This is a genomic window from Methanobrevibacter sp. UBA188, assembly GCF_905234905.1.
Taxonomy (GTDB): Archaea; Methanobacteriota; Methanobacteria; order Methanobacteriales; family Methanobacteriaceae; genus Methanocatella.
Window position 1 is genome coordinate 1 of sequence record NZ_CAJOJM010000015.1, and the last position, 25,588, is coordinate 25,588.

General features: G+C 31.5%; 31 protein-coding genes. 13 read left to right on the forward strand and 18 right to left on the reverse strand.

Annotated features, from left to right (window positions below):
• Window positions 1-514: 514 nt before the first annotated feature.
• Window positions 515-2,164, reverse strand: coding sequence for a thermosome subunit alpha (gene thsA / locus QZ143_RS04370; protein ID WP_292881577.1), 1,650 nt, complete (start codon window positions 2,162-2,164; stop codon window positions 515-517).
• A 119-nt stretch (window positions 2,165-2,283) separates the two neighbouring features.
• Between thsA and QZ143_RS04375 the strand changes: the two genes are divergently transcribed.
• The 4 genes from QZ143_RS04375 to QZ143_RS04390 are packed head-to-tail and all read left to right on the forward strand — an operon-like array spanning window position 2,284 to window position 4,634.
• Complete coding sequence (locus tag QZ143_RS04375) at window positions 2,284-3,300, forward strand: hypothetical protein (RefSeq protein ID WP_292881580.1); 1,017 nt, start codon at window positions 2,284-2,286, stop codon at window positions 3,298-3,300.
• A 37-nt stretch (window positions 3,301-3,337) separates the two neighbouring features.
• Window positions 3,338-3,493, forward strand: coding sequence for a hypothetical protein (locus tag QZ143_RS04380; protein WP_165814026.1), 156 nt, complete (start codon window positions 3,338-3,340; stop codon window positions 3,491-3,493).
• Window positions 3,494-3,531: 38 nt separating this feature from the next.
• The gene (locus tag QZ143_RS04385; RefSeq protein WP_292881584.1) at window positions 3,532-3,984 is read left to right on the forward strand and encodes a hypothetical protein; all 453 of its coding nucleotides are present in this window, start codon (window positions 3,532-3,534) and stop codon (window positions 3,982-3,984) included.
• Between the two features lie 8 nt (window positions 3,985-3,992).
• Window positions 3,993-4,634 carry a DUF116 domain-containing protein gene (locus tag QZ143_RS04390; protein ID WP_292881587.1) on the forward strand — a complete coding sequence of 214 codons (642 nt, stop codon included), beginning with the start codon at window positions 3,993-3,995 and terminating at the stop codon, window positions 4,632-4,634.
• Here QZ143_RS04390 and QZ143_RS04395 read toward each other — a convergent pair.
• From QZ143_RS04395 to QZ143_RS04410, 4 genes are read right to left on the reverse strand one after another with little or no spacing between them, the layout of a single operon-like run.
• The gene (locus QZ143_RS04395) at window positions 4,631-4,870 is read right to left on the reverse strand and encodes a hypothetical protein (protein WP_292605446.1); all 240 of its coding nucleotides are present in this window, start codon (window positions 4,868-4,870) and stop codon (window positions 4,631-4,633) included. The two genes, QZ143_RS04390 and QZ143_RS04395, sit on opposite strands and share 4 nt — an antisense overlap.
• Entirely contained in the window at window positions 4,836-6,038 is a 1,203-nt protein-coding gene (hmgA, locus tag QZ143_RS04400) for a hydroxymethylglutaryl-CoA reductase (NADPH) (RefSeq protein ID WP_292881591.1), read from the reverse strand. Before hmgA ends, QZ143_RS04395 begins: the two co-directional genes overlap by 35 nt.
• On the reverse strand, window positions 6,038-6,898 hold the full coding sequence (sucD, locus tag QZ143_RS04405) for a succinate--CoA ligase subunit alpha (RefSeq protein ID WP_292605450.1): 861 nt from the start codon (window positions 6,896-6,898) through the stop codon (window positions 6,038-6,040). Before sucD ends, hmgA begins: the two co-directional genes overlap by 1 nt.
• A gap of 11 nt (window positions 6,899-6,909) precedes the next feature.
• Entirely contained in the window at window positions 6,910-7,635 is a 726-nt protein-coding gene (locus tag QZ143_RS04410; protein WP_292605452.1) for a hypothetical protein, read from the reverse strand.
• Window positions 7,636-7,754: 119 nt separating this feature from the next.
• Here QZ143_RS04410 and aroD point away from each other — a divergent pair, with 119 nt between their 5' ends.
• Both aroD and QZ143_RS04420 read left to right on the forward strand, forming a co-directional pair.
• A complete protein-coding gene (aroD, locus tag QZ143_RS04415) occupies window positions 7,755-8,432 on the forward strand; it encodes a type I 3-dehydroquinate dehydratase (RefSeq protein WP_292605453.1) in 678 nt (225 codons plus the stop codon).
• Window positions 8,433-8,437: 5 nt separating this feature from the next.
• On the forward strand, window positions 8,438-9,040 hold the full coding sequence (locus tag QZ143_RS04420; RefSeq protein ID WP_292881593.1) for a S24/S26 family peptidase: 603 nt from the start codon (window positions 8,438-8,440) through the stop codon (window positions 9,038-9,040).
• A 74-nt stretch (window positions 9,041-9,114) separates the two neighbouring features.
• Here QZ143_RS04420 and QZ143_RS04425 read toward each other — a convergent pair whose 3' ends face one another.
• Both QZ143_RS04425 and QZ143_RS04430 read right to left on the reverse strand, forming a co-directional pair.
• Window positions 9,115-9,453 carry a P-II family nitrogen regulator gene (locus tag QZ143_RS04425; RefSeq protein WP_292881600.1) on the reverse strand — a complete coding sequence of 113 codons (339 nt, stop codon included), beginning with the start codon at window positions 9,451-9,453 and terminating at the stop codon, window positions 9,115-9,117.
• Window positions 9,454-9,463: 10 nt separating this feature from the next.
• Window positions 9,464-10,681 (reverse strand): ammonium transporter, encoded by a 1,218-nt coding sequence (locus tag QZ143_RS04430; RefSeq protein ID WP_292881602.1) that lies wholly within the window; start codon window positions 10,679-10,681, stop codon window positions 9,464-9,466.
• 278 nt (window positions 10,682-10,959) lie between these two features.
• On the opposite strand from QZ143_RS04430, the gene QZ143_RS04435 reads away from it, so the two are divergent.
• From QZ143_RS04435 to QZ143_RS04460, 6 genes are read left to right on the forward strand one after another with little or no spacing between them, the layout of a single operon-like run.
• Window positions 10,960-11,280, forward strand: coding sequence for a hypothetical protein (locus QZ143_RS04435; protein WP_292605461.1), 321 nt, complete (start codon window positions 10,960-10,962; stop codon window positions 11,278-11,280).
• A gap of 2 nt (window positions 11,281-11,282) precedes the next feature.
• Window positions 11,283-12,509, forward strand: coding sequence for an HD domain-containing protein (locus QZ143_RS04440; protein ID WP_292881604.1), 1,227 nt, complete (start codon window positions 11,283-11,285; stop codon window positions 12,507-12,509).
• A gap of 8 nt (window positions 12,510-12,517) precedes the next feature.
• Window positions 12,518-13,066: a UbiX family flavin prenyltransferase gene (locus QZ143_RS04445; protein ID WP_292881606.1), complete on the forward strand. Its 549-nt coding sequence runs from the start codon at window positions 12,518-12,520 to the stop codon at window positions 13,064-13,066.
• Window positions 13,067-13,630, forward strand: a complete 564-nt coding sequence (gene cbiT, locus QZ143_RS04450) for a precorrin-6Y C5,15-methyltransferase (decarboxylating) subunit CbiT (protein WP_292881613.1) — start codon at window positions 13,067-13,069, stop codon at window positions 13,628-13,630. It begins immediately after the preceding gene.
• 18 nt (window positions 13,631-13,648) lie between these two features.
• On the forward strand, window positions 13,649-14,413 hold the full coding sequence (locus tag QZ143_RS04455) for a hypothetical protein (protein ID WP_292605467.1): 765 nt from the start codon (window positions 13,649-13,651) through the stop codon (window positions 14,411-14,413).
• A 20-nt stretch (window positions 14,414-14,433) separates the two neighbouring features.
• Window positions 14,434-15,063: a molybdenum cofactor guanylyltransferase gene (locus QZ143_RS04460; protein ID WP_292881622.1), complete on the forward strand. Its 630-nt coding sequence runs from the start codon at window positions 14,434-14,436 to the stop codon at window positions 15,061-15,063.
• On the opposite strand, the gene rrp42 is transcribed toward QZ143_RS04460, so the two are convergent.
• The 8 genes from rrp42 to QZ143_RS04500 form a co-directional block, all read right to left on the reverse strand.
• Window positions 15,060-15,845, reverse strand: coding sequence for an exosome complex protein Rrp42 (rrp42, locus tag QZ143_RS04465; protein ID WP_292881629.1), 786 nt, complete (start codon window positions 15,843-15,845; stop codon window positions 15,060-15,062). The genes QZ143_RS04460 and rrp42 overlap by 4 nt on opposite strands.
• A 12-nt stretch (window positions 15,846-15,857) precedes the next feature.
• Window positions 15,858-16,553 carry an exosome complex exonuclease Rrp41 gene (gene rrp41, locus QZ143_RS04470; RefSeq protein ID WP_292605473.1) on the reverse strand — a complete coding sequence of 232 codons (696 nt, stop codon included), beginning with the start codon at window positions 16,551-16,553 and terminating at the stop codon, window positions 15,858-15,860.
• Between the two features lie 36 nt (window positions 16,554-16,589).
• On the reverse strand, window positions 16,590-17,513 hold the full coding sequence (gene rrp4 / locus QZ143_RS04475; RefSeq protein WP_292881645.1) for an exosome complex RNA-binding protein Rrp4: 924 nt from the start codon (window positions 17,511-17,513) through the stop codon (window positions 16,590-16,592).
• A 30-nt stretch (window positions 17,514-17,543) separates the two neighbouring features.
• Window positions 17,544-18,245, reverse strand: coding sequence for a ribosome assembly factor SBDS (locus QZ143_RS04480; protein ID WP_292605477.1), 702 nt, complete (start codon window positions 18,243-18,245; stop codon window positions 17,544-17,546).
• 25 nt (window positions 18,246-18,270) lie between these two features.
• Complete coding sequence (gene psmA / locus QZ143_RS04485) at window positions 18,271-19,044, reverse strand: archaeal proteasome endopeptidase complex subunit alpha (RefSeq protein ID WP_292605479.1); 774 nt, start codon at window positions 19,042-19,044, stop codon at window positions 18,271-18,273.
• A 217-nt stretch (window positions 19,045-19,261) separates the two neighbouring features.
• Window positions 19,262-19,618 (reverse strand): Rpp14/Pop5 family protein, encoded by a 357-nt coding sequence (locus QZ143_RS04490; RefSeq protein ID WP_292881770.1) that lies wholly within the window; start codon window positions 19,616-19,618, stop codon window positions 19,262-19,264.
• Window positions 19,608-20,318 (reverse strand): RNase P subunit p30 family protein, encoded by a 711-nt coding sequence (locus QZ143_RS04495; protein ID WP_292881647.1) that lies wholly within the window; start codon window positions 20,316-20,318, stop codon window positions 19,608-19,610. Before QZ143_RS04495 ends, QZ143_RS04490 begins: the two co-directional genes overlap by 11 nt.
• A 33-nt stretch (window positions 20,319-20,351) precedes the next feature.
• Window positions 20,352-20,966: a zinc ribbon domain-containing protein gene (locus QZ143_RS04500; protein ID WP_292881651.1), complete on the reverse strand. Its 615-nt coding sequence runs from the start codon at window positions 20,964-20,966 to the stop codon at window positions 20,352-20,354.
• Between the two features lie 180 nt (window positions 20,967-21,146).
• Between QZ143_RS04500 and QZ143_RS04505 the strand changes: the two genes are divergently transcribed.
• Window positions 21,147-21,440 (forward strand): winged helix-turn-helix domain-containing protein, encoded by a 294-nt coding sequence (locus QZ143_RS04505; protein WP_292605485.1) that lies wholly within the window; start codon window positions 21,147-21,149, stop codon window positions 21,438-21,440.
• Here QZ143_RS04505 and QZ143_RS04510 read toward each other — a convergent pair.
• From QZ143_RS04510 to QZ143_RS04520, 3 genes are read right to left on the reverse strand one after another with little or no spacing between them, the layout of a single operon-like run.
• Window positions 21,437-22,414 (reverse strand): zinc ribbon domain-containing protein, encoded by a 978-nt coding sequence (locus tag QZ143_RS04510; protein WP_292881654.1) that lies wholly within the window; start codon window positions 22,412-22,414, stop codon window positions 21,437-21,439. The two genes, QZ143_RS04505 and QZ143_RS04510, sit on opposite strands and share 4 nt — an antisense overlap.
• Window positions 22,415-22,417: 3 nt before the next feature.
• On the reverse strand, window positions 22,418-23,305 hold the full coding sequence (locus QZ143_RS04515; protein ID WP_292881664.1) for a zinc ribbon domain-containing protein: 888 nt from the start codon (window positions 23,303-23,305) through the stop codon (window positions 22,418-22,420).
• Window positions 23,306-23,322: 17 nt separating this feature from the next.
• Window positions 23,323-25,584, reverse strand: a complete 2,262-nt coding sequence (locus QZ143_RS04520) for a DHH family phosphoesterase (protein WP_292881666.1) — start codon at window positions 25,582-25,584, stop codon at window positions 23,323-23,325.
• Window positions 25,585-25,588 lie beyond the last annotated feature (4 nt).

Genomic DNA, 25,588 nt, shown 5'->3' on the forward strand with positions numbered 1-25,588 from the left:
CATTTACATCACTGGCACTAACAGCACAAACTGAAAAAACAACAGCAAACGCCAAAAACACAGTGAGTAATATTTGTTTGTTCAAAATAATTTACCTCCGTAACAATTTTATAAATTACTCATGAGATTACAATCTCACTTCAACAATATTTATCACAAATATCTTATATAAACCTTTGTTATTTCTAAATCCAATTAAACAATTTTAATTTTTAAAAATAAGACTAAAAACCTATGAAAATAAACAAATAAAAAACATATTAATCCAAATAACCTATAAAAAAACTAAATCATATGAAATATAAATTTAAGTAACTTTAATTTATTAAAATTAAAACAGTAATGTAAAAGCTTATTAAACAAAATAACATATAATTTAAACTTGATTTAATGAAAAAAATTAAATTTAATTAGGTTAAACCAAAAAACAAAGATAATATTAAATTAATACTGTAAAATAAGATTATATTCTAAAAAAAATAAAAAAAATTGAAAAATATAGAATTTTTCAAAATTACATCATTGGAGGCATTCCACCCATACCCGGAGCAGGAGGCATTGGAGGCATACCACTTGCATCATTTCCACTTTCATCAGGTCCGGTAGATTCTAATGCATTTCTTGCTGCAATCATATCATCAATACGTAAAATCATTTCAGATGCTTCACCAGCAGATTGAAGTGCTTGGATTTTAACTCTCAATGGTTCAATTACACCAGAATCTTTCATATCTTCTACTTCGCCAGTAAAGACATTTATACCTAAGAAAGGAGAATCTTCGTGAGCTGCTTTTAAATCTGCAATTAAATTAATAGTATCTAAACCTGCATTTTCAATTAAAGTTCTTGGAATAACTTCCAATGCTTCAGCATATTTTAAAATAGCCAATTGTTCTCTTCCACTTACAGATTCACCATATTCTCTTAATTGTTTTACTAAATCTATTTCACAAGCTCCTCCACCAATGAGGACTTTACCTTCTTCTATAGTAGCTGCAACAACACCTAAAGCATCATCCAATGCTCTTGCGATTTGTTCAGTTACGTAACGGGTGCTTCCTCTAAGTACAATAGAAGATGCTTTTGGATTTTCACAATCTTCAATGAAAGTTAATTCATGATCAAATACTTTATCAAGATATACACGACCAGCAACACCTAACTTTTCAGGAGATAAATCATCAATGTCAGATACAAATTTAGCACCAGTAGCTTTTTCAATTCTTTCCATATCAGATTTTTTAACTCTTTTGTAAGCCATTATTCCAGCTTTTTTCAAGTAATGTTCTGCCATATCATCAATACCTTTTTGACAGAATAATACATTAGCTCCAGAATCGATGACTTTTTGTACTAAATCTTTAATCATTTGTTCTTCTTGGAGTAAGAAAGATTCAAATTGATCAGGGCTTGTTATATCAATTTTAGTATCAGTATTAATATCTTTTAATTCAATAGGATATTTCATTATAGCGATTTTTGCATCTTTAACTTCTTTTGGCATATTATTAGATACAGGTGCCTTATCTATTACTATTCCTTCAGCTAAAAATGAATCTTCTACTGAATCTCCAGAAACCCTTTGAATATTAATATTATCAATGTCAGATTTTCCATCTTCTTTAATTCTTAATGCTGCTTTAACAACTAAATCTGCTAAATGTTCTTTTGCATAATCAGAACCTTTACCACTCATAGCAGTAACAGCCACTTTTTTAAGAGTTTCTTCGTCATCAGCATCAATAGCAATACCATTTAAAAGTTCAATTGCTTTTGCAGTAGCATTTCTAAATCCTTTAACAACAATGGAAGTTGCTATTCCATCATCCAATAACTCTTCAGCTTTACTTAATAATTCACCTGCAATGACAACAACAGAAGTAGTTCCATCTCCAACAATATCTTCTTGTTTTTTTGCTGTTTCTACAAGCATTCTAGCTGCAGGTTGATTAATTTCCATTTCTCTCATGATAGTTGCACCATCATTGGTGACGGTTACATCACCTAATGAGTTAACTAACATTTTGTCCATTCCTTTAGGACCTAAAGTAGTTCTTACAATACCTGATAATACTTTAGCTGCTGTGATATTCATTCTTAAAGCATCTTTTTTTGAATACCTTTCAGTTCCTTCAGGAAGGATAAAAATTGGTTGATTTGCCATTTCATAATCACCTTAAAATTTTTTTAATAAAATAATATAAAAGTAAATTTTTATACATATATAATATAAGTATTGGTAATATAAAAATATTACCTATTAAAGTAACTTTAGGTGTGTTAATGTACGAAGAAATTATAAATGAAATTAAATCTAATTTAGGAGAAAACAAGGATTTAAATAAAAAATATTTATCTTCACAAATGGATGTTTACAAAAATCACCCCAACAATAAGGAAATCCTAAATGAAATCTCCAGCATGATGTGGGATTGCCTTAGCGAATTTGAAAAGGAGGAATATAATCAAATTATTGAAAACAAAACACAATTAATGGACATTTTAAATGAAGTAGCTTATGAAATCGAAAATGGAAAATCAAAAGTCGCACTTGAAAAACTCGATAAATTCATTAATAAATATCAATCCCCTTTTGAAAACGATGACGATGCAGAATACCATTTTTTTACAAATACCTTAGAAGAACTTATTTTCATGAGATACATAGGAAGCAAAAATGAAATTAAATATATCCCAACAAATCAGCCTGTTCTGGACTTATATTATATTTATGGATTTTTACTTCTTGAAGATAATCAATTTGAAAAATCAGAGGAATATCTTAAAAAAGCAATTAAAATCAATCCCGTATCCTCAAGGGTAATACTTGAATTAAGCGAAATTTATAAAATTCACACATACACCTATAATAAATATTATATGTTTGTCTCAGACGCATTAAAATATGCATATTACCCACAAGATATTGCAAGATGTTACAGGCAATTAGGTTTTTACTATATAGAAGAAAATCAAATGGAAATAGCTCTGGCATTATTTATATATAGCATGGAATATGAATTGAGTCCTCAGGCATATAGTGAAATCAATTATATCCAATCCAAAAACAGTGAATTGAAATTAAATTTAGATGAATGCATTAACATTATCAAAAACAAAAATATTCAACTGGGAGTCAACCCTTTTGTTTTGGACACACTTTATGAATTGGCTGATGAATATGAAAAGAATCGCCTATACAGTCAGTCCCTATATTATTATGAAATAATTTATGACTTAACAAATGATGAAAATATTCTTGAAAAAATTAAAAATATAACATCTAAAATAAACTATTAATAATATATATAATATATAATAATATAGGTGATTTTAAATGTGTTCTAGCGGAGGACCAATGGCCGATATTGATTTGAAAAAATTAAAAACAAAAAAATATCATTGCAAAGACTGTGGAAACTCCTTTAAAGGTCTTGGAAAAAAGGTAGTTTGTCCATCATGTCAAAGTGACAATGTTGAACTTGCAGAGTAAATTTATTTACTCTCTTTTTTATTTTTTAAGTGATTATTATGAATATTGATTTTAAAAATGATGAAATACTATTTCTTGAAGGGGAAACAGGCATCGTAGGCATTGTAAAAGTAGCTTACGAAAATAAAATGTTGTTTATTGCTACACAGGACAACGAAGAGATAGTTCAATTTTTAGAATCAGATGACATAATCGCCGTATCCAACTTTAAAAAAGATAAAAGAGCAATACGTTCACAAGCTTATTTGAGCCGTGAAGAATCATCCCCATTGATAATTCTAAATAAAGATCATCCATCAACCAAACGTTTGGAAACTGTAATATCCATTGGTGATGGAGTAAACTTAAACTGCAACATAATACCTGGAACACACCCGGAACAAAATATTCTATGTTCCTGTGACAGTTTATCCGGACTTGAAATAACAAAAACACCAACTGGGGTTAAATTAAATAAAAATTTCGATAATTACACCATTGAAAAATTTTAGGTTAAAAAATGATATTCATTGATTCATTTTATATGTTTTTAGGTCAATTAGTGGTTTTTATAGCCATCTTAATCGTCATACTTTTTATTGTAGTATTGATTTTAGGATATTTAATTGCTCGTAAAAACCAGATAAAATTCCCCAGATTCATTTTATATATTGTGGATTTATTATATTCACCTTTTAAAACAATATCCCGTATCTTAAAGCTTGATGAACATTTGATTGATAATATAGCCATTAAAGTTAGGGATGAAATCAACAAGGAAAAATTCAGACATATTCCTGCTGAAAAAACATTGATTTTTCTACCGCATTGTTTAAGACATAGGGATTGTCCTGCAACACTCCAAAAAGAGGGTTTGAACTGTACCAAATGCGGATTATGTTCAATAGGAGCTATTAAAAAGAAAGCTGATTCTTTAGGTTATAAATTATATATCGTTCCAGGGTCAAGTTTTGTTAAAAAAATAGTAAAAGAAAATAAGTTCCAGGCAGTTATAGGCGTTGCCTGTCATGAAGATTTAAATCAAGTGATGATGTTACTGTCCGATTTTTGTCCGCAAGGAGTTTTACTTGAAAAAACAGGATGTTTTGAAACAAAGGTAAATGTTAAAAAAGTATTTGAAAAACTTGATTCCAAATACTAATAGTCATAATATCTCATGAAATCATCGGATTCCGGTGTTTCACTAAATTCTTTAATGAAATTGTTTAAATCATTGATGAATTCTTCTTTTCTTTTATCCAAATCTTCAATTCTAGAGTAGTCCTTTTTAACGGCAATAGTCATTATCATATCATCAGTTTCAAGAGTTAATTCAGGATACAATTCATCAAAGTCATCCATTTTATCCTCTTCCATGTTGTTGGTGAGCTCTTGCAAGATGTCCTGCTGCAATTGCCCCAACAAGAGATAATTCACCTGCCAAAACAGTACATGCCACTATTTCTGCAAATTCTTTTGCATGACCAGAACCTGCAACACCTAAAATTTCCAATCCTTCATGAGCTACTTCAAGGCTTGTTCCACCACCAACAGTAGCTACAGGCAAATCAGGTAAGTTTACAGAGAAATATAAATCACCATCTCTATTTTCAGCAGTGGTGATTCCTAATGAACCTTCAACAACATGAGCTGCATCCTGTCCAGTCGCTAAAAATATTGCAGCAACCATATTTGCATAATGAGCATTGAATGCCATGCTTCCACTGGCCGCAGAACCAATCAGATTTTTAGCCATATTGACTTCAACAATTGAATCAGTTGTAGTTTTGAGTTTTTTCTCAACAATGTCTTTAGGTATTAATATATCTGCTATGACTGTTTTTCCTCGGCCTTCGACTATATTTATGGCCGCAGGCTTTTTATCAACACAAACATTACCACTTAATGCAAGATGATTCGCAGTAGTGTCCTGTGCTAATTTTTCTAATATTTTTTCAGAAGCTATTGTTACCATATTCATTCCCATACTGTCTCCAGTTGAAAAAACAAATCTTGGATAAACATAGCTTCCAACAATTAAGATAGGATCAATTTTAATTAATTTTCCATGTGAAGTTGTACCTTCAGCAATTTCTTTTAATTCATCGAAATTATCAATAAACCATTGTTTGATTTTTAAAGCTTCACCTGCACCACTACATTTGATTGCAGGTGCACGAGTCATAATATCTGACACAACTCTTGCATTAGCCCCACCAGAAGAGGTAATTGTAGATGCACCCCTATTTATTGATGCAACAAGTGCTCCTTCAGAAGTAGCTAACGGAACAAACACCTCCCTTTGACAAAACTCTCCATTGATTTTCAAAGGACCTGCAATTCCCATTGGAAGTTGCAATACGCCAATAGAATTTTCAATGTTACGGGCAGATGCTCTTTCCATATCAAGTGTGTAATTTGAGATATTAGATAATTTCAGGCCATATTTCTGTTCTAAAAATTCTCTTCTAATATCAGTTGCTTCACTGGCAGAAACCTCACCATCAACCTGGTAAAGTTTCATTTCTCCATTTAATAATTTATCAATAATTTCTTGATTTGACATTACATAACCTTTTTAAGTAATTCTACAATTTCAGATGGTTTTTTAGCTACATCCACACCAGCTTCATTTAAAGCTTTGGTTTTACTTGCAACAGTACCAGAATCTCCCTGAATAATAGCTCCTGCATGACCCATTCTTTTGCCAGGAGGTGCAGTTCTTCCAGCAATGTAAGAAACAACAGGTTTTGACATTTCATCATGAATGTATTTTCCAGCTCTTTCTTCTGCATTTCCTCCGATTTCACCAATCAATACAACAGCATCAGTAGCATCATCTTCTTCAAATCTTTTTAATATGTCAACATAATTATTTCCGGTGACAGGGTCTCCACCAATACCTACAGCAGTACTTTGACCGATTCCAGCATTTGTAAGTTCACTTGCAATTTCATAAGTTAATGTACCGCTTCTTGAAATTACACCAATATTTCCTTCAGAAAAAATATGAGTAGGCATTATTCCCAATTTACCGACTCCAGGAGAAATAATTCCCGGAGTATTTGGACCTATGACAGTAGTATCCATCTGTTTTGCATATTCCATAATTTTCATACTGTCATGAACAGGAATATGTTCTGAAATAATAACAACTAAATCCAAATGTTTTATTGCTTCAAAAGCAGCATCTTTAGCAAACCTTGCAGGTACAAAAATAATTGAAGAATTGATGTCAACTTCTTCTTTAGCTTCTTCAATTGAATTAAAAATAGGCACTCCTAAAAAGTCTTGGCCACCTTTTCCAGGAGTAAGTCCTGCAACAATATTGGTATTATATTTTAACATTTGTTCTGTGTGAAATGAACCTTGTTTTCCAGTTATTCCTTGAACCAAACATTTTGTATCTTCATTTAATAAAATCATATATAAAACTCCTATCTTAATATTCTTGTTTTATTTTCAAATGGAACTGCTAAATCAATAACATTTCCATTCATAAAAGCAGTAGCGGAAAATATTACACTACCTGGCAACACATTACAGGTTGTCCCTCTTTTAACTAAATAAGTATTTTTATTTCCAAGTGCAGCACCAATCATCGCTCCTGCAATCACACCAACAGATTCTATATTTTCAACAGTAGCCACAACAACTGGATCATCCGTTTCTGGTGAAACATAACCTACACCCGGTATTTTTCTTGTTTTAGCTTCAATATAATTTGAAACATCAGTACAATTTTTCATGCCTTCTGCAGCTTCAATAGCAGAGTTTGCCACATCTGCTACAAATGGTTCACCACCATATGTGTCAAAACCTAAAACAATAGCATCAGGATATCTATCTGGTCTTATGCTTGCTTCAGCATATGAAATTCCCTCTCCTGCTTCTTCAGGATTCTGTGAAATTCCAGATAAATCACCGAAGTCTTCTGCACTTAATTTTAAAATATTTACAATACCTTCATTAATAGGCTCAAGCAAATCATCTTCTACAAATGCACTTACCACAACATCATCACCAGTGACATTTGTTAAAGCAACATTCCTTGCACCTAGTTCCTTAACTTTATAAAGGTTTTTTTCAATAGTTTCTACTAGCTTAGTACTGCAAGATACATCATTTTTTGAAATATCTGCACCTATAGCTGTAATTTTCAAGTTAACACCTATTTAAAATTTATTAAACAAACAAATAAAATATAAATATTTTATTGGTATATATTTTGTTTTTTAATTTATATAAACATTAATAATTTTTTGTATAATATTATATATTAATGTATTCTCAAACCAAAATTGCAATTCCCATTTTTCAAAAAGATTGTGAAAACGTCATAAAAGTAGCTGAGGATTGCATTGAAAAAGGAGCTGATGTGTTAGAATTTAGAATTGATGGACTTAAAAATCCTGACATTACTGAAATTAAAAATACAATCAAAGAAATTAATTTTCCAATGATAGCCACCAATAGAATCAGTACTGAAGGCGGTTCTTTTAAGGGTAGTGAAAAAGATCGCTTCAATATACTATACCAGTGCGCTGAGTTAGTGGAGTATGTTGATATTGAACTTCAAAGCAATGACGAATATATAGAAAAAATACATGATACCGGAGTAAAAACCATCGTTTCATATCATGATTTTGAAAAAACACCCGATTTAAATGAAATAACATACATTGTTGAAAAAGAACAGGAATTAGGAGACATTGCAAAAGTTGCATTTATGCCTCAGGATTTAGAGGATACCTTAACAATCCTTGCAGTTCTTTCACATTGCAGCGACACTATTGCCATTTCCATGGGCGACCTAGGAAGCTACACCAGAGTCATGGCATCCAAATTTAACTCACCAATTACTTTTGCAGCTGGAACTGACGTTACAGCACCCGGCCAAATCGATATTGAAACAATGAAAGCTTTGCTTAATATGGATTTAAACATAATGGACGAGTGATGTAAATGGCTAAAAAAATAATTTTGGCTATATTTATAATTATCATACTTTCTATTTTTGCATTTAATTTAATTTCTAAGGAAACTGTAGATATTTACATTGATGGTGAAAATGTCAGCGTTTCAACTCATACAATGGCCAATATTAACTCAAAGAGTTTGAATGGTGAAATCTGCGATTATACATTGGATGCTATGAATGATTCAGCATCAAACATCACTACTTTATACAATGGAATTAATGATATATGCACCAGACATGGATTAAAAAATCCTGAAATCAATATTGATTCAAGTTTGGGTAAAAATCAAATCCCAATTATTGCATATGTCTGTGGAACATCAATGAATCCAACTTTAAAGAATGGTCAAAGTGTATTGGTGAATAAAACAAAAAATATTCATGTTGGAGACATTGTTATAGCTAATTCTCAAGAATATGGTGGAATCATAAAAAGAGTAGGTGAGATTAACGATAACAGAGTCCATTTAGAAAGCGACAATAAAAATGTTGACTTTGAATACATAAATGGAACATTATATGAACTAAAAGGAATAAGCCCATGGGTTGATTTATCCGAAATAAATGGTGTCGTTATTGATTATTGAAATTGAAATGAAAAAAATTTTAATTGGGAAATAAACAAAATTATTCCCCCATTTTATACTTTTAAGAAAAATTCCTAAACAGCATTATCACCCTCTTCACCAGTTCTGATTCTAATTACATTATCAATAGGGTAGATAAATATTTTTCCATCACCTATATTACCTGTATAAGCTCCTTTTTTAATTGCATCAACAATTAAATCTACACCTTCATCTTTAACAATTATTTCGATACGTGTTTTTGGAATCAAGTCAATGCAATAACTAGAACCTCTGTATGATTCTCTTATACCTCTTTGACTACCTCTGCCCTTTACTTCAGTTACATTCATTCCTTCACAACCTGCTTCCAAAAGGGCATTTTTAACATCATTGAATTTCTCTTGTCTGATAATAGCTACAATACTTTTCATAACATGTCACCTATGAATTAAAGTTATAAGCAGACTCCTTGTGGAGATTGGAATCCAATCCTCCGATCTCTTCGCCTTCGTCTACTCTCATACCACCCAGTGATTTATCCAATATTTTAGCTAATATGTAACTAATTGTAAATGAATATACAATAGTGGCCACTACACTAATTATTTGAATTAATACTTGATTTGGATTTCCATATAACAATCCGGCAGTTCCGCCAATTGCTGGAACAGCAAATATTCCAGTAGCAATTGCACCCCAAACTCCAGACATACCATGAATTCCCCATACATCTAAAGCATCATCATATCCTAATTTAGGTTTTAGGTAATATATAGCAAAGTATGAAATTATCGGTGATATTGCACCAATCACCAATGCTCCAAAAACATCAACAAAACCTGCTGCAGGAGTAATTCCTACTAAACCAGCGACTGCACCGGATATTGCACCAAGTATTGTTGGTTTTCCTACAATATAAGTATCCAATATAGTCCAAACAACAAGACCCATAGCAGCGGAGACATTTGAAACTATAATTGCATTAGCAGCAAGTCCATCTGCTGCAAGACCAGATCCTCCATTGAATCCCATCCATCCGAACCATAAAAGAGCAGCGCCTAAAACTGCATATCCTAAGTTGTGTGGAATTAATGAAGTGTCTTTTCTTCTACCTAATACTAAAGCAACAGCCAATGCAGAAATACCGGAGTTAATGTGAACTACTGCACCTCCTGCAAAATCCAATGCTCCCATTTGCATTAGCCATCCTCCTCCCCATACCCAGTGGGCAATAGGGACATAAACTAAACAAGCCCAAAGCGGAACAAATATTATCCATGCTTTTGTTTTCATCCTGCCAACTAAAGCTCCTGACATTATCGCACAGGTCAAACCTGCAAAAGCACATTGAAACATTACAAACAACAATGTTGGAATTGTTCCGTTTAAATCATCCAAAGAAATTCCCTGTAAAAAGAAATTTGTTGGTGAACCTATTAATCCATTAACATCACTTCCAAATGCAAATTGATAACCGAAAATTACCCAAATTATACTAATAATAGAAAATGCAATGAAAGTTAAAAAAATTGTATTTAAAACATTTTTTCTTTTACTTAATCCTCCATAAAAAAATGCTACTGCAGGAATACTCATTAGTAATACAAGTAATGTACAAACCAGAATCCATGCAGTATCACCAGCACTAAACATATCCATTTTATCTTACTCAAAAATTTAATATCGGCCGTAGCCGGAAACAATATGTCGGAAGTATACTTCCGATATATAATAATTGCATTTAGGTATATATAAACATTTTGATTGAACACAATACAAAAACAAAAAAAATCTTAACAAAACCTATAAAAATTTCAAAATAGCTTAAAAAATTACTTTAAAATTCAATTAAATAAGAAATATTAAATAATAGCTTATTAAATAGATAATAATAGTATTGATTAAATTTTTAAAAAAAAACAGAAAAAAGTGTTATTATGAGAGAGTCAATAAAAGCTAATTTATTAATATTTTTTATAATAGCAATTATTGCATTTTGTATTAGCAGCGTATTTGTAAATTTGACAGTAACCCCAAAAACTGATTCTTATAAATTAATTTCAATTGAAAATAATTCATTTATGCCAAAAGAAATTAAAGAAGTTCCTACAATAATAGAACCTGTAAACAAAACAAATACTACCAACACAACTAATCGCACACATAACACTACAAATGTTTACGACAATTATACCACTTATACGGACAATTATACCAACCACTATTCTTATAGTGAAAGTTACAATTGGAGGTATTGATAATGGGAGAAAAGAAAAAATTTATCAGAGATAGTGTATATGGAGATATCAGTTTAAACAAATTTGAAGAGCAAATCATGGACATGCCCCAATTTCAACGTTTAAGAAGAATAAAGCAATTGGGTTTAATCAGTTTAATTTATCCCGGTGCAAATCACACAAGATTTGAGCATTCAATTGGAACAATGAACCTAGGATCAAAACTAGCAACCGAATTGGAACTATCAAATGATGAAATTGAACTGATAAGAATCTCCGCTCTCCTACATGATATAGGTCATGGCCCATTCTCCCACGTTTCAGAAGGAGTGCTTTCAGTACCTCATGAAGAGCTTACAAAATATGTTATTACAAAAACATCAATGAGAGATTTGCTTGAAGAAAAATTCAACGTCAATGATATTGTAGACATTGTCAATGGAAAAGGATATTTAGGACCCATTGTTTCTGGAGAACTTGATGTCGATAGAATGGATTACCTTTTAAGAGATTCACACAACACCGGTGTGGCCTATGGAGTTATTGATTATGAAAGAATAATATCAAACTTAAAACTGGAAGACGGATTAATATTAAATATCAAAGGTGTTCAGGCAGCTGAAGGAGCATTAGTCTCCAGATATTTCATGTATCCAAGCGTTTATCAACACCATACTACTCGAATCGTCAATTCGATGTTTAGAAGAAGTCTTCGAAAGATAATCGATGACGGCATAATCAATGAAAAAGACATTTACAAATATGATGATAATGATATTGTCTCAATATTTAGAAATTGCGACAACAAATATGCAAATGACATCATGAATCGATTAGACAACAGAAAACTGTTAAAAAGAGTAAAGACAATCAGATTGGATAATTTTAAAATTCCAGAAAAAATGTATAAGATTAAGGCAGATGAATTGAGAAAAGCTGAAAAAGAAATATCTGAGGATTACAATATCAATGAAGACTATGTATTTATCAACATAGCAGCATATCCTCGTTTTGATGAAATGAAAACCCAGGTTGATTTGGATGGAAAATTATATCCATTGACAGAAATTTCCAACATCATTTCAGCATTAAGCAAAGCCAGATTCAACATACCTGACATAAGCCTTTACGTTCCCGAAGATGAAAAGGAAAAATTTGAAAAATTCAAATTAGAACAATATTTGGATTTGCCGGAAATAGATAAGGAAAAATTCCATGGAATTCATTATGACCAAATTAAACTATTTTAGGAGATAAAATGATTATTGTTGCAATAACTGGAGCAAGTGGAGTAATTTATGGAATAAGATTACTTGAAGTTTTAAAAGAATTAGATATTGAAAGCGGATTAGTTATCAGTGACGCTGCGAAAACAGTTATTGAATCTGAAACCGAATATGAAGTGGATGAAATCATAAAAATTGCCGATAACTACTATGATTTCAATGACATGACCGCTTCAATCAATAGCGGGTCCTTTAAAGCCGATGCATTAGCCATTGTACCGTGTTCCATGAAAACACTGTCATCCATAGCCAACGGATATGGATCAAATACAATTACAAGAGTGGCAGATGTGAGCCTTAAAGAAAAAAGACCAACAGTTATTGTTCCACGTGAAACTCCACTTAGAAGTATTCACATTCAAAATATGCTAACATTATCACAAGAAGGAGCTATAATCCTGCCAGCAATGCCTGGATTTTATTCCAACCATGATACGGTAGATGACCAAATAAACTTCATTGTTGGAAAGATTCTAGACTCTTTAAAAATTGAAAATAATTTATTTAAAAGGTGGAAGTAAATGTTAGAAGATACGGATTTTATTAAATCCTGTGATGTGCCTGGACCAACCAAGGAAGCCATAAGAGCAATTTTGCTATATAAATCTGAAGTAACAGATACCGACAAGGTTGTTGATTGCGGATGTGGGACCGGAGGACTTACATGTGAATTTTCACAAAGAGCAGGTGAAGTCATATCCATTGATACAAATCCCGAAGCAATTGAAGTTACAGGTAAAAACCTTGAAAAGTTCGGACTAGGCGATAATGTCACATTAATTAATGATGATGGAGCAAATGCTCTAAAAGATATTGACAATATTGACATTGCCATTGTTGGGGGCAGTGGCAGACAACTTGAAAATATCTTAGACATTGTTGATGAAAAATTAAATTCAAAGGGCAGGATACTAATCACTGCGATATTGGTTGACACTAAAGTTGAAGCCATTAACAAACTTAAAGATTTGGGATATAATCCAAAAATCATGGAAGTTAATGTTTCTAATGGAAGAGTTCTTGATCGTGGAATATTAATGATTAGCGAAAACCCAATAGCGATTATAACTGCTAAAAAAAGATAAAAAAAAGGAGATTATAAAATGAGTAAACGTTTAAGTTGGAAATTAAAATTTTCAATATTAATGGTCCTTTTAATAATTATCATCTATGGATCAAATTATTTGGTCTTAGGAGATGCTGAACATATCATATCTTATGTTTGGACCCATTTAGGTTTTATTCCAGTAGATATTTTACTCGTGGCATTTTTACTTGATGAAATTATTGAAAGAAAAGAAAAAGAAGCAATGCTTGAAAAATTAGATATGCTTATGAGCACATTCTTTTCTGAAGTTGGAAATGAATTAATCAATCAATTAAGTACCGTAAACAAATATAAAGCAAGTACTGAAAACTTAAAATCCATTAAAAACTGGGAAGATAAAGATTATGAAAATAAATTAAATGAACTTAAAAGTTCTACCGTTGACTTTTCAGCCATAGATATGGGATTAGAAGATAGGGAAGAGTTTTTAGAAAACTTAAGAACCCTATTAGTTGATAAAAGAGAGTTCATTATCAATTTAATAAACAATCCAAATCTACTTGAAAAGGAAGAGTTCACCGGTTTGATAAATGCAATTCTTCACCTGGATGAAGAATTAGAACACAGAAAAGATTTGGCATTAGTTTCAGATTCAGACTTTGCTCATTTAAATGGAGACATGCAAAGAGTATACAGCAAATTAGTCTATGAATGGGTTTACTATTTAAGATACTTGAATAAGCATTACCCTTACATGATCGCATTGATAATACGTACCAATCCATTTGATGAAACAGCAAGCGTATATGTTACAGAATGAAAAAAAATAGGAGATTTAATATGAGTAATGAAAACGAAAATAATGAAAATATTAAATCTTGTATAATTTTATGTGGAGGTAAAAGTAGTAGAATGGGGCGTGACAAAGGATCTATGATTATTCAGGATAAACCTATGATAAAACACATCCTTTCTACTTTAAACCACCAAATTAATGAAGCAATAATTGTTTTAAATGATGAAAAAAGAATTGAAAACTATAGCAAATTCATAAATCCAAAAGATTACACTTATAAAATCACCTTTGTTGAAGATAAAATAAAAGACAAAGGCCCTATGCCAGGGATAATGACCGGATTATCATACGTCACAAGCAATTATGCATTAGTGTTGCCTTGTGATAGCCCATATGTCTCACAAAAATATGTGAAAACTATTTTTAAAGAAATTGATGTGAATTATCAGGCAATTGTGCCTTTTCATGATTCCAATATGAAACTAAAAACATCTGAACCACTCCATTCAATTTACAGTAAAAATATAATTCCGACTATTGAAGAATTAATCAATACAGATGTTTTGCACATCAAAGGATTAATAGAAAAAATAGATACAAAATTTGTTTTAATTGATAATAAAAAAATAGAAAAAAAAGAATTTAGAAATCTAAATCGCCCATCAGACATTTAGAGATGTTCTATCAATTCTTTTGTTTTTGAAACAGCTACATTTACAGCTGAAAGAAGTTCTTCTTTATTAAATGGTTGGGAACCGCCTTTTTGCATAGAACAAATTCTACCATCTTTAGTAACACCAACATTTAAACGAGCACTTGCAACTCTTTCTTCATCCAATGTTGGGTCTAAAACCATTTTATCACCAATTTTAACAAAAGTACATAAAGCTAATTCATTGTTAATTGGTAAATCAAAAGTTTCATCTTCACTTAAAACAACTTCTTCATCAACAATTGATGCTACAGGTAATTTAGTGGATTTAAGTGCAGCCATTACAGCTAATTCACATGCATCAAAGAGATTTCCACAGTTATCAATGATATGTAAATCAATAAATAACATCCAAACGTGTTTTCCTTCTTCAACACATAATTTATCCAATTCCACTAATTCACTTTCACGAATACCTCTGTCAACCACACGTGCAAGTTCAATTGAATCATCACTAGGTGGTCCTGGTTCAAAGTTAGGATCAGCCATTGGCAACATTTCACAATTAGTCATTAAAACTCCAAGTTCAGGAGTATCTGGAAATGGGCTTCCAAGTTGTGGTTTAATACCTACAATAACTTGAGTTCCACCAATTTTAACACGAGCAGAACCTTCAGCTTTAGATATTACATCAGTTTCAATAGAAATATCCCTATACTCATCTAATCCCCTGCCATCTTCTCTTTTATCATTTGTGACAAGGTTAGTAATACTTTGTCTTGTAATTTCTGGTACTATATCCATATTATCCACCCACTATTCTGTAGAATATTTTTTCATTAAAGCTTCTTTTTGAAGCTTACTTACTTCAAGACATCCTTCCATAGCTAAATCGATTGCTTTTGCAAATTCTTCTTCAGTTAAATTACCATCACTTTGTAATAAAGTAATTTCACCAGTTCTTGGCATAATAGCTATTGGAACATCAGCTTGACCTTCTTTATCTTCAACTTCAGACAAATCAAGCACAATTTCATCATTAACTTTACCAGCAGCACAACCTACAACAATATCTTTCATAGGTATTCCTGCATCAACTAAAGCAACGGAAGCTGCAGTAATTCCTGCACAACGAGTTCCACCTTCAGCTTCAATTACTTCTATATAAATATCAATCATTGAACGAGGATAATTTTCCAACATTAATGCTGGTCTTAATGCATCAGCAGTAATTTTAGAAATTTCAGATGATCTTCTATCAGGCCCTGGTCTTTTCCTATCATCTACTGAAAATGGAGCCATGTTATATCTGCATCTGATAACACCAGTATTAGGCTCTAGTAATCTTCTGATATATGATTCTCTTGGCCCATAAACAGCAACTAAAATTTTATTTCCTCCAACTTCCAAATAAGCTGAACCATCTGCACGTTCAAGAACTCCAGCTTCAATTTTTATAGGACGCAATTCATTAAACTTCCTACCATCTTCTCTTATCATTTCTGACATCATATCAACCTCATTTTATACACGAAGAATTAATAATCATTATTTATTATTTAAAATAAAAGAATTATTTGAGTTATCACCATAAGATAATGTATTATCCTTTTTATTTTTTCTCTTAATTTCTTCAATAACCTCAGCTATGTTAGGTTTATCTTCTTTTTCATCTTCACTTTCTTCGGCTTCTTCTTCAGCTTCTTTTTCTTCTTGCTCTAATTCTTCTTTAAAATTTTGAAGTTTAGGTTTTTCTAAAACAAATTCTTCTTCCTCTTCAGGAACTTCTTCAGGTGGTAATTCACCATCAATAGCTAAGTATAATTTGTTTTTGATTTTGTTGGTTAAACCGGAAGTATGAGCTTCAGCTTCGATTAAATGAATAACATTTTTGGTAAGTTGTTCCATGTCCCCATCACCTTTAACCCAGACAAGACCATTTTGACCAACGACGATTTTACATTTTGTTTTATCTTTAATCATGTTGATCATAGAACCTTTTTTACCGATTAATCTAGGAACTTTGGTTGGAGCAATATCTACAATAATTCCTCCTTTGAATTTACCCATTCCTCTTCCTTTTAAACCAAGTTTTGCCTTTTTGATTTCATCAACGTCGACAACTCTTAAAAATAGCACGTCCCCAACATCATATACTTTGTTGAGTTCTTTTTTCTCACGACCGAACACTTCAAAAGCAGGTAAAATTCCAGAATAAGGTGAATTAATATCTACATCCCACATTGAGAATCTAACATCATTAATCTTACCTATTACAACATCTCCTTTTTTAGGAACATATTTACTTTTAAGAGGAATAACTCTTATTTTTTTATTCCTTAAAGAAACAAGTCCCATTAAAGAAGAACAAACTTTACCATTCTCTTTAAAGGTACCTCTCCCTGAATAGTATTCATCATCAGCCAATACTTGTCCAGGAATAACTAAATCTTTATTCTCCACATATATCATAATAATCCCATAAGTTGAAAATTAATTTAATTATTTAATAGTTCTAGTTTCTGCTTCCCCACTTGAAATTTCAGCCATTTTAGCAGCAAAGGAATCTTGAAGACCACCAGGCATTTCAACAATACCTATCCAGGACCCATCTTGTTGCCATTCTTCATTTATAATTTCACCAAATCCGTGAATTATAGAATAGGCACTACCTGCGGCAGAACCTGGGAGTCTGACTGCAACTTTAACTTTCTCAAACCTGATAGGAATAAGTGGTTTAATAGCTTTTAAAGCAGTTTGGACTTGTTGATCAACTGAAGTGAAAGGATCAAATTTAACTTTAGCCTCATCAATAGCATTTTCAATTCTTTGTGCTGGATGAGGTAATCCATTTTGAGGATTTATTGCTTCTTTAGCTATTTTATTAATAACCAATTTACGTTTATCCTCTTGCATTTTTCTTTTTTGATCAGCAGTTAATTGAACAGTCCCTTTTTCAAGTATAACTTTAGAAACTTCAATAGGATCTGTAGTTTCAAAAATTTTATTCATAGCTTCATCAGAAGCTTTGTCTCCTTTTTTGGAGTCTTTAAAAATTTCTTCAACAGCTAAAAGATCTTCAATGGCAACATCTGGGCCATCAGGATTTCTATAATCAGCTGCTAAATCAGGGTCAACCAATATTTCAAAATGTTCACCACAATATTCATATTTAGCAATAATAGCTTCATCAACATTTACCATTGAAACATCCCCCAACTATAAACATTTATTCTTCATCTTCTTCAGAATCATCCACTTCTTCAACTTCCTCTTCTTTTTCAGCCAAAATTTCATCGATGAATTTTTGAACCTCTTCATGAGAAAGTTTTTCATATTTACCATCATCTTTTTTAATGACAGCAATTTCAACATTGTTTGAAGTAGTATCATGATCAGTAGCTTCATCAATAGCAGTAATAGCTAATTTGATAGCTCCTTCTAATGTAACATCATCAGAATATTTTTCTTCAAAAATATCCATAGCAGCAGATCTGCCGGAACCAATTGCAGTAGCTTTGTATTCGATTAATGCACCACTAGGATCGGTTTCAAATAATTTACATTTATTTTCATATACTCCACCGATGATTAAAGCTGAACCGAAAGGTCTTACACCACCATTTTGAGTATATAACTGTAACATATCACATAACTTTTTAGATAAGCTTTCTACCCTAATAGGTTCGCTATATGTGATTTTGTTAATTTGAGCTTCCACTCTTGCTCTTTCAACTAAAGCTCTTGCATCAGCAACAAGACCTGAAGTAGCTGCTCCAATATGTTCATCTATTTTAAATATTTTTTCAATAGATGAAGCTTCTACCAAATTAGAAGTGGTTCTTTTATCTACAGCTAAAACAATACCTTCAGAACTTTTTACACCGATTGAGGTTGTTCCTCTTTTAACAGCTTCTCTTGCATATTCTACTTGGAAAAGTCTTCCATCTGGGCTAAATACAGTAATAGCCCTATCATATCCAGCATTTTGTAAAGGTTGCATATTAATACCTCATATTTTATATAAATATTTTAATAAATATTACATTTTTAATTCAACAACATAAAAAATAAAACCAATCTCCATGAATGGCAATTTACTTCTAATTACTACACAGTAGTTTATTAAAATACTTTTTTACTCAGTTTCCATAAATTCAATTGTTATATATAATATATATTATTTATAAAGTTTTCTATTTTAAAATAACAAAAAGTAATTAAATGAATTTATGTGATGCTTTTATTGTTCCGGACAAACCAACTGTAGTTATGGAAATTCTCTCATTTCTGTACATATTTGCCAAGGCTAATGATGACCTTACCTCATCAACAAAATCTCTTTGACATCTTATAATTGCCTTATAACAGTAATATTCTTCAGTTTTTTCAATCTCATAAAATCTCATTACCCATAAATTAAAATTAGCTGAATTGAGTTCTCCTTGAAATTTTACGCATGCATCCCAAACGATTGAAACAAGATTATCCTTAGTAATCTGAGAAGTGATTTTAATATCAACTGTTAAATATCGATTATTTTTGCGAAGTGTAGGTGGAAGAACCTTAAGACCCATCATTAACCCTCCTTACGCCTTTTAAAATAAGATTATCACGATTTTTATTAAATTCCAATATATTCGAAGATGTGATAAATGACTTTTCTATTTCATCATCAGACAATCCAGTTTGTTTAAAAATAGCAACAAAGTCATGAGTGGTTCTAATGTCAAAAACAGATTCTGCCCGAGACGATAAAATTAATGGAAAACCAAATTTCCTATATAATGTATAGATATCCTTAAAATTAGAAATTACTTTAGACCTATGAGACAGATAACTTCTCAAAATATCTTTAAAGCATAATTCAATAGCAACATTATTGTTTACAGCTTCACGAGAAAGTACATGATTTATTCCACTGTCAAAACGCTTTAGGTAGGGTCTTGATAAAACATCGATTTTAATATTTTCCAGAACTGCCCTATTTACCTTTAAATCTCCACCAACAACTGAAATGCATGAAGATTTATTTCTAAACTTATTAGTAATCTTTCTGATTTCATTTACCTTATTTGATTTAATTTCTAAAGTGTAGTCGCATGAAATTTTTTCATTTAACTCATCAATAAGCTCTTCCTTAAATTTTAAGGCATCTGCAAAATCATTTTGGCCATATGAAAAATTAATATGATTCCAACCATATTCAGAAGCCTGATTGGCCAAAATCAAATTATTTTCCAGGCTGCTACCTTTAATATTTAAATCAAAAAACATACTAGATACTTTATTATTCAGCATATTAATAATTTATTGATATCTGAAAAATTCAACTTCCCAACTGACTGTTTCATAATAATCAATAGTGAAAGTCTCTGAACTGGATAAAGTACACTCAAATGAATCTGATCTGGTTTCTACATCACTAGTTGGTCCCCAGTCTACACCACCAGTACCGCTTGAACCGGTTACATACAAATGATTATCAGCATAATTTTTAATAGGGAATGCTGAAAGTTTTACCATGATTTTACCTGATGGAACATCAATCTTCTGTGATCCGGAACCCGAACCGGAATAACGACCTATAGATTCCCATGACTTGGTTTTTGATTTGGAAGAATCGGCAGATTGGGTGGTTTGTTGATTATTTTCTTTATCACCACTATCATCTTGAGATGTTTTAATGGATCCACTTGAAGCGTCACTGGTTGAAGATGAATCTGAATGATTAGTCATTACAAAAGAACCGATAACCGCAACAAGAATAATAATTATCACAATCAATAAAGCCACAATAATTTTAGAATTATTGGAACTTTGATTAACGACAGGAGAATTATTTTCTTCAATTAATTTCCCACCACATTTTGTGCAAAATTTCGCATTGTCCTTATTTTCAAAACCGCATTTACTACATTTCATTTTAAACAACAAAATTAAATTATATAATATTATTTTTAACACAAGATATATATTAAATTAATTATTCACATTTAATACATTAAAAAAATGAATAAACAAAAACATAGCAATCTAATCAGTGGTTAAGATAGGACTAATATGTTATAAAACTTTTATAACATTAAAATAAAATATTTTATTATGTCAAAGGAAAATGATGAACTTTTGAAATTAACTTCATACGTTCAAATTTCTAAATATCGTGAAAAAACATTAAAATCTATTGGAGACGATGTAAAGATACCAACAAACATTGCGAAAGACAGTGGGATTAGAACCAACCACATCTCCAAAGTTCTAAGTGAATTAAAAAGCAAAGAAATTGTTGAATGTATTAATGAAGAAGCACGTAAAGGCAGATTATACAGACTTACCGACACTGGTAAAGAAGTATTAGACAATATTAAAGACAAAGAAGAAAAAGAACAAGACTAATTTAACTCAATACCTTCTTTTATTTCTTCTAATTCCTTCCGAACATCATCATTTGAAGCTAATTTAAAAATATCCCACAATACCCTTAACAAAACACTATTTTTTACAGACAATGATAAACAATCATTTGTTTCTATATTTAAAGAATCATATGAAGGTATCTTTAAATCTTTTTTATATTGTAATTTGATTTCTTCTCTTAAATCCACACCAATATATTTTTCCAAATAAACAATAATTTCATTTGCAAATGTATTTCCAAAAACAACCATATCATTTAAAGAAGATTTATCAAAATCAGGCTGTGCTATTAAACTATTAAAAGAGCCATAATTCTGATATCCATAAGGGATGAATCTTCCCTCAACAGTATGGGCACAGTATTCATTCATTATTTTGAATTCCGGAAGTGTTAAGAAATACCATACGAAAGTCTGCAAAGTTGTTGAAGGTTTTACCTTGAAAACATCACATAATAACTGTTCAATAATATCAAATAACAAGTAATGTGCCAATTCATGAATAAGAGTTGAAATCTGAACAGAATCATCCAAACGATCGTCATAATAAATGCAATTTCCCAAAAAAATATATCCTCTTTCAATTCCTCTGGATTTGGGTTTGCATTGGGTGAAAATGCTAGCTAAATTTAAAATTTTCTCTTTTGCAGTATTTCCATAAATATTGCTGTATTCTGCCCTTGCAAAAATCTTTGACAATAGCCTGTTATACTCTTCATCACTGATTTCAGCATTCAATAGCAAATTTTGATTATATTCACTGAAAAGTATATCAAAATCATCGATTTTAATTGGATTAATCTGTTTGCCGCATTTAACACAATGAATGGCAACATCCGGATTATATTGTCCGCAATGTGGACAAACATGCTCTAATATTAATTTATTACCACAATGAATACAATAATTATTTTCCTTAAAATTTAAAGTTCCGCAGACATCACAAGCTTTCATATGTTACCTCAAAACTGTTCTAATATTTTTTAAAGTATAATTAATAGATTTTTTACCAATAATCGTTCGCCTAATATTTTTTCCACAATTATGACAAAAATCAGCATTAAAATCTAAAACTTCACCACATGAACAGATTATCTTTGATTTTATGACCCTTAAAGGATTTAAAGGCCTTTCACAAACTTCACAAAACTTAAATCCACTCTTATTTTTATGACCACAAACACAAATAAAAACGGAATTTTCATTTTTTAAGTTAGTACCGCATTCAATACAATAATCCGACGTAATTTCATTTATTGTAGAACAGGTACATAAAATAGAAACGTCATGTGATTGTCCAAAGTTTTTTAGAGGCATTCCACAATTTTTACAAAATAGAGAAAATTTTTCGTTTTCCTCACCGCAAAAACAAAATATTGAGTCTTCAAATTCCAAATTGAAATTACTATAATTATCAGGACTTTGATTAGGATTATTGCGTAATTGTTTTCCACACATTTCACAGAATATATTGTCTTTTGGGTTTACATGACCACATTCACATAATATATTACCCAACTCAAATTTAGGTTTAGAATTAGATTTGAAAATCTTAGACAATCTGCTTTGAGACCGCTTAACCCCACACATGTAGCAAAATTCATTATCAACCTCATTAAGATATCCGCAAGAGCATATCTCATATTGGAAATCCTTGCGATTGCTTTCAATATATGGTGAAAAGTCAATGCTAAAATTAAAAAAGCCGATATCATGAATAGGTGGTGTAAATACCAATAGTTCATCATTGTTTCTATTATTTGTCTTACAACCACAATTTGGGCAGAATGGTTCATTTCTAAGGATTCTATGACCACAGTCTCTGCAATAATTTTCTAAAACCATGATATCAAAATTTAAAACTAATTTTTAGACATGTTTTTAATTTCCTCAACAAGTTCTGCCAAGACATCTTCTCCAAGCCCTTCAATATATTTGATGGAACCTGCACATTCATGACCTCCACCATCAATACCTGCTGAAGGCACCCTTTCAGCTAAAACAGAAACAATATCATTTACATTAAATCCATATTGTTCATTTACAGCATCAGTAGCTCTAAATACACCGAAATCTGGACCATGTCCCAATGTAACAATAGGTTTGTCCTCTCCCAGATCATTGATTATCTTATCATGAACAAAACCGCAAGTTTTTCCAGGTGCTGGGAATGTAAATTTATGAGCATATTTTTCAACATCAATAATATTAAAGTAAATTCCGTTTTCAAATTGAGTCTTTTCAATGTTTGGAAGTGCAGCTTTAAGTTGAGCATCAATCCTTTTTTGATATTCCTTATATAATGCATCTATCATTTTATCATGTTTATCAATATTATCAACAGCCAAAATGGTATCCATTATTCCCCTACCATTCATAAATCTTAAGAAATAAGCTTCAAAATCAACACATTCAGCAATCTTTGCCAAATGTTCTTTTGAAAATCCTTTTTCATTAGCAATTTCAAGATATTGATAAACTTCCCCACATTCTGCACGGTCACCCAATGCAGCAACAGCAGGCAAATGCTTGATTACATCTTTTACAGCAGGATTTATTATATGTGCAACTTCAGTCGCAAGAGCTCCAGCAGTCAATTGTGAATCCCCACCTACCAAATATGGATTTACATGAGTATCAACATATTCATCAACAGCCACAGTTGCACCATAAATTTCACCACCTCTTTCATCCTTGGTAATTAATTCACCAGGAGAGTGGTGGTCTATTACAACAACCTCAATATCATAGATTTTAGCCTGCATCAAAGCAACAATATCTTCTTCAGTTGAACCATTATCTAAAAGCACAATCAATGGTAACTTTTGACCATGTCTTTCCTGATCTTCTAAAGCGAATGACAAATCTTTTACGACATCTTCAAGTTCATAGAATGGTGCTTTACTTGGAGAACGCTTAAAGTAATAATATTGAGCATCATTGCTTGGATTAACATGTTCTATTAATGGAATGATAGCCTTTTCCATAGCTACCCCAGAACAAATTCCATCGGCATCATTGTGATGTCTAAGCAGAATGGTTCGTCCATCAAGAATTGCCCTTCTGATTTTTTGAGCGGCTTCTCTCATCTTAGGTTTGAGTCTATTTAAAACATCACTTTTGACTAAGAAATCAACATCATCAGGTTCAGCTCTTTTGTTTAATGCATCATCAATTAAAGCAAGTAACTTTGCTGTTTGTTCTGGACTTAATTTAGTCATCGATGATGACTCAATTTGTGTTTTTCCACCATGTTCATTAACTTCACCAATTACTTGAACTGCATCACCAACCTCTATTTCAGGATAGGATCTCTCACCAGCCTTATCGAATGCAGCAATTTCAGTTGTTCCGCTCTCATCATTAATTATAAAAATAGTTGGTCCGGAAGTTTGTTGAATTTGTTGAACTTCACCGTCAATTCTTACGACTTTGCCCTTTTTCTTTTCCAAATCTCCAATCAAAGTTCTTGGAATGGATTTGGTTAATTTAATCAATTTGTATTTATCAACATAAGCTGGTGCCAAATCTATTTTACCTTCTCTTGATTTTATGGCTGTAATAAACACAATTATATCATCACCAACTTTATATTCTGACACATCCCCTCTCATCAATCCCCAAACATTATTATTTAAGGTGACAAAAGCTCCATAACGTTCAATTCTAGTAATTTTCCCTTTATACAGCTTATCTTTATCAATATCTCTCATTTGACATAATGAGTCTAGAATATAGACATTTCTAACCTGATTTTCACGGGCAACATATTCATCATGCTTCATTTTTTCAACCTTTCTTTTTTCTTCACAATCCCGACATACATCATACTTTTCATCAATTAATTTTCCACAGTCCCTACAAACATTAACCTGACCTGTTCCATGACAATGAGGGCAATCATCAAAAACTTCAACCTGACCTTTTCCATTACATGCTTCACAGGGAATATCTTCATCTCCACCCAAGTCAAATTTTGCCTTTGCTTTATTGTTTACTCCTTTAAAATGATTACCTACATCAAATGCATCATCTTCATAACCGGTTCCACCACATGCATCACATTCCTTATAATCCACAACTACAGAACCCCTTCCTTTACATTTAGGACATTTAGTTTTCATATTA

Excerpts from the sequence above, each read along its gene's own strand:
- thsA (WP_292881577.1), bottom strand. The coding sequence starts at position 2,164 with ATGGCAAATCAACCAATTTTTATCCTTCCTGAAGGAACTGAAAGGTAT.
- QZ143_RS04375 (WP_292881580.1), top strand. The coding sequence starts at position 2,284 with ATGTACGAAGAAATTATAAATGAAATTAAATCTAATTTAGGAGAAAAC.
- QZ143_RS04380 (WP_165814026.1), top strand. The coding sequence starts at position 3,338 with ATGTGTTCTAGCGGAGGACCAATGGCCGATATTGATTTGAAAAAATTA.
- QZ143_RS04385 (WP_292881584.1), top strand. The coding sequence starts at position 3,532 with ATGAATATTGATTTTAAAAATGATGAAATACTATTTCTTGAAGGGGAA.
- QZ143_RS04390 (WP_292881587.1), top strand. The coding sequence starts at position 3,993 with ATGATATTCATTGATTCATTTTATATGTTTTTAGGTCAATTAGTGGTT.
- hmgA (WP_292881591.1), bottom strand. The coding sequence starts at position 6,038 with ATGTCAAATCAAGAAATTATTGATAAATTATTAAATGGAGAAATGAAA.
- sucD (WP_292605450.1), bottom strand. The coding sequence starts at position 6,898 with ATGATTTTATTAAATGAAGATACAAAATGTTTGGTTCAAGGAATAACT.
- aroD (WP_292605453.1), top strand. The coding sequence starts at position 7,755 with ATGTATTCTCAAACCAAAATTGCAATTCCCATTTTTCAAAAAGATTGT.
- QZ143_RS04420 (WP_292881593.1), top strand. The coding sequence starts at position 8,438 with ATGGCTAAAAAAATAATTTTGGCTATATTTATAATTATCATACTTTCT.
- QZ143_RS04425 (WP_292881600.1), bottom strand. The coding sequence starts at position 9,453 with ATGAAAAGTATTGTAGCTATTATCAGACAAGAGAAATTCAATGATGTT.
- QZ143_RS04430 (WP_292881602.1), bottom strand. The coding sequence starts at position 10,681 with ATGGATATGTTTAGTGCTGGTGATACTGCATGGATTCTGGTTTGTACA.
- QZ143_RS04435 (WP_292605461.1), top strand. The coding sequence starts at position 10,960 with ATGAGAGAGTCAATAAAAGCTAATTTATTAATATTTTTTATAATAGCA.
- QZ143_RS04440 (WP_292881604.1), top strand. The coding sequence starts at position 11,283 with ATGGGAGAAAAGAAAAAATTTATCAGAGATAGTGTATATGGAGATATC.
- QZ143_RS04445 (WP_292881606.1), top strand. The coding sequence starts at position 12,518 with ATGATTATTGTTGCAATAACTGGAGCAAGTGGAGTAATTTATGGAATA.
- cbiT (WP_292881613.1), top strand. The coding sequence starts at position 13,067 with ATGTTAGAAGATACGGATTTTATTAAATCCTGTGATGTGCCTGGACCA.
- QZ143_RS04455 (WP_292605467.1), top strand. The coding sequence starts at position 13,649 with ATGAGTAAACGTTTAAGTTGGAAATTAAAATTTTCAATATTAATGGTC.
- QZ143_RS04460 (WP_292881622.1), top strand. The coding sequence starts at position 14,434 with ATGAGTAATGAAAACGAAAATAATGAAAATATTAAATCTTGTATAATT.
- rrp42 (WP_292881629.1), bottom strand. The coding sequence starts at position 15,845 with ATGGATATAGTACCAGAAATTACAAGACAAAGTATTACTAACCTTGTC.
- rrp41 (WP_292605473.1), bottom strand. The coding sequence starts at position 16,553 with ATGATGTCAGAAATGATAAGAGAAGATGGTAGGAAGTTTAATGAATTG.
- rrp4 (WP_292881645.1), bottom strand. The coding sequence starts at position 17,513 with ATGATATATGTGGAGAATAAAGATTTAGTTATTCCTGGACAAGTATTG.
- QZ143_RS04480 (WP_292605477.1), bottom strand. The coding sequence starts at position 18,245 with ATGGTAAATGTTGATGAAGCTATTATTGCTAAATATGAATATTGTGGT.
- psmA (WP_292605479.1), bottom strand. The coding sequence starts at position 19,044 with ATGCAACCTTTACAAAATGCTGGATATGATAGGGCTATTACTGTATTT.
- QZ143_RS04490 (WP_292881770.1), bottom strand. The coding sequence starts at position 19,618 with ATGGGTCTTAAGGTTCTTCCACCTACACTTCGCAAAAATAATCGATAT.
- QZ143_RS04495 (WP_292881647.1), bottom strand. The coding sequence starts at position 20,318 with ATGTTTTTTGATTTAAATATTAAAGGTAGCAGCCTGGAAAATAATTTG.
- QZ143_RS04500 (WP_292881651.1), bottom strand. The coding sequence starts at position 20,966 with ATGAAATGTAGTAAATGCGGTTTTGAAAATAAGGACAATGCGAAATTT.
- QZ143_RS04505 (WP_292605485.1), top strand. The coding sequence starts at position 21,147 with ATGTCAAAGGAAAATGATGAACTTTTGAAATTAACTTCATACGTTCAA.
- QZ143_RS04510 (WP_292881654.1), bottom strand. The coding sequence starts at position 22,414 with ATGAAAGCTTGTGATGTCTGCGGAACTTTAAATTTTAAGGAAAATAAT.
- QZ143_RS04515 (WP_292881664.1), bottom strand. The coding sequence starts at position 23,305 with ATGGTTTTAGAAAATTATTGCAGAGACTGTGGTCATAGAATCCTTAGA.
- QZ143_RS04520 (WP_292881666.1), bottom strand. The coding sequence starts at position 25,584 with ATGAAAACTAAATGTCCTAAATGTAAAGGAAGGGGTTCTGTAGTTGTG.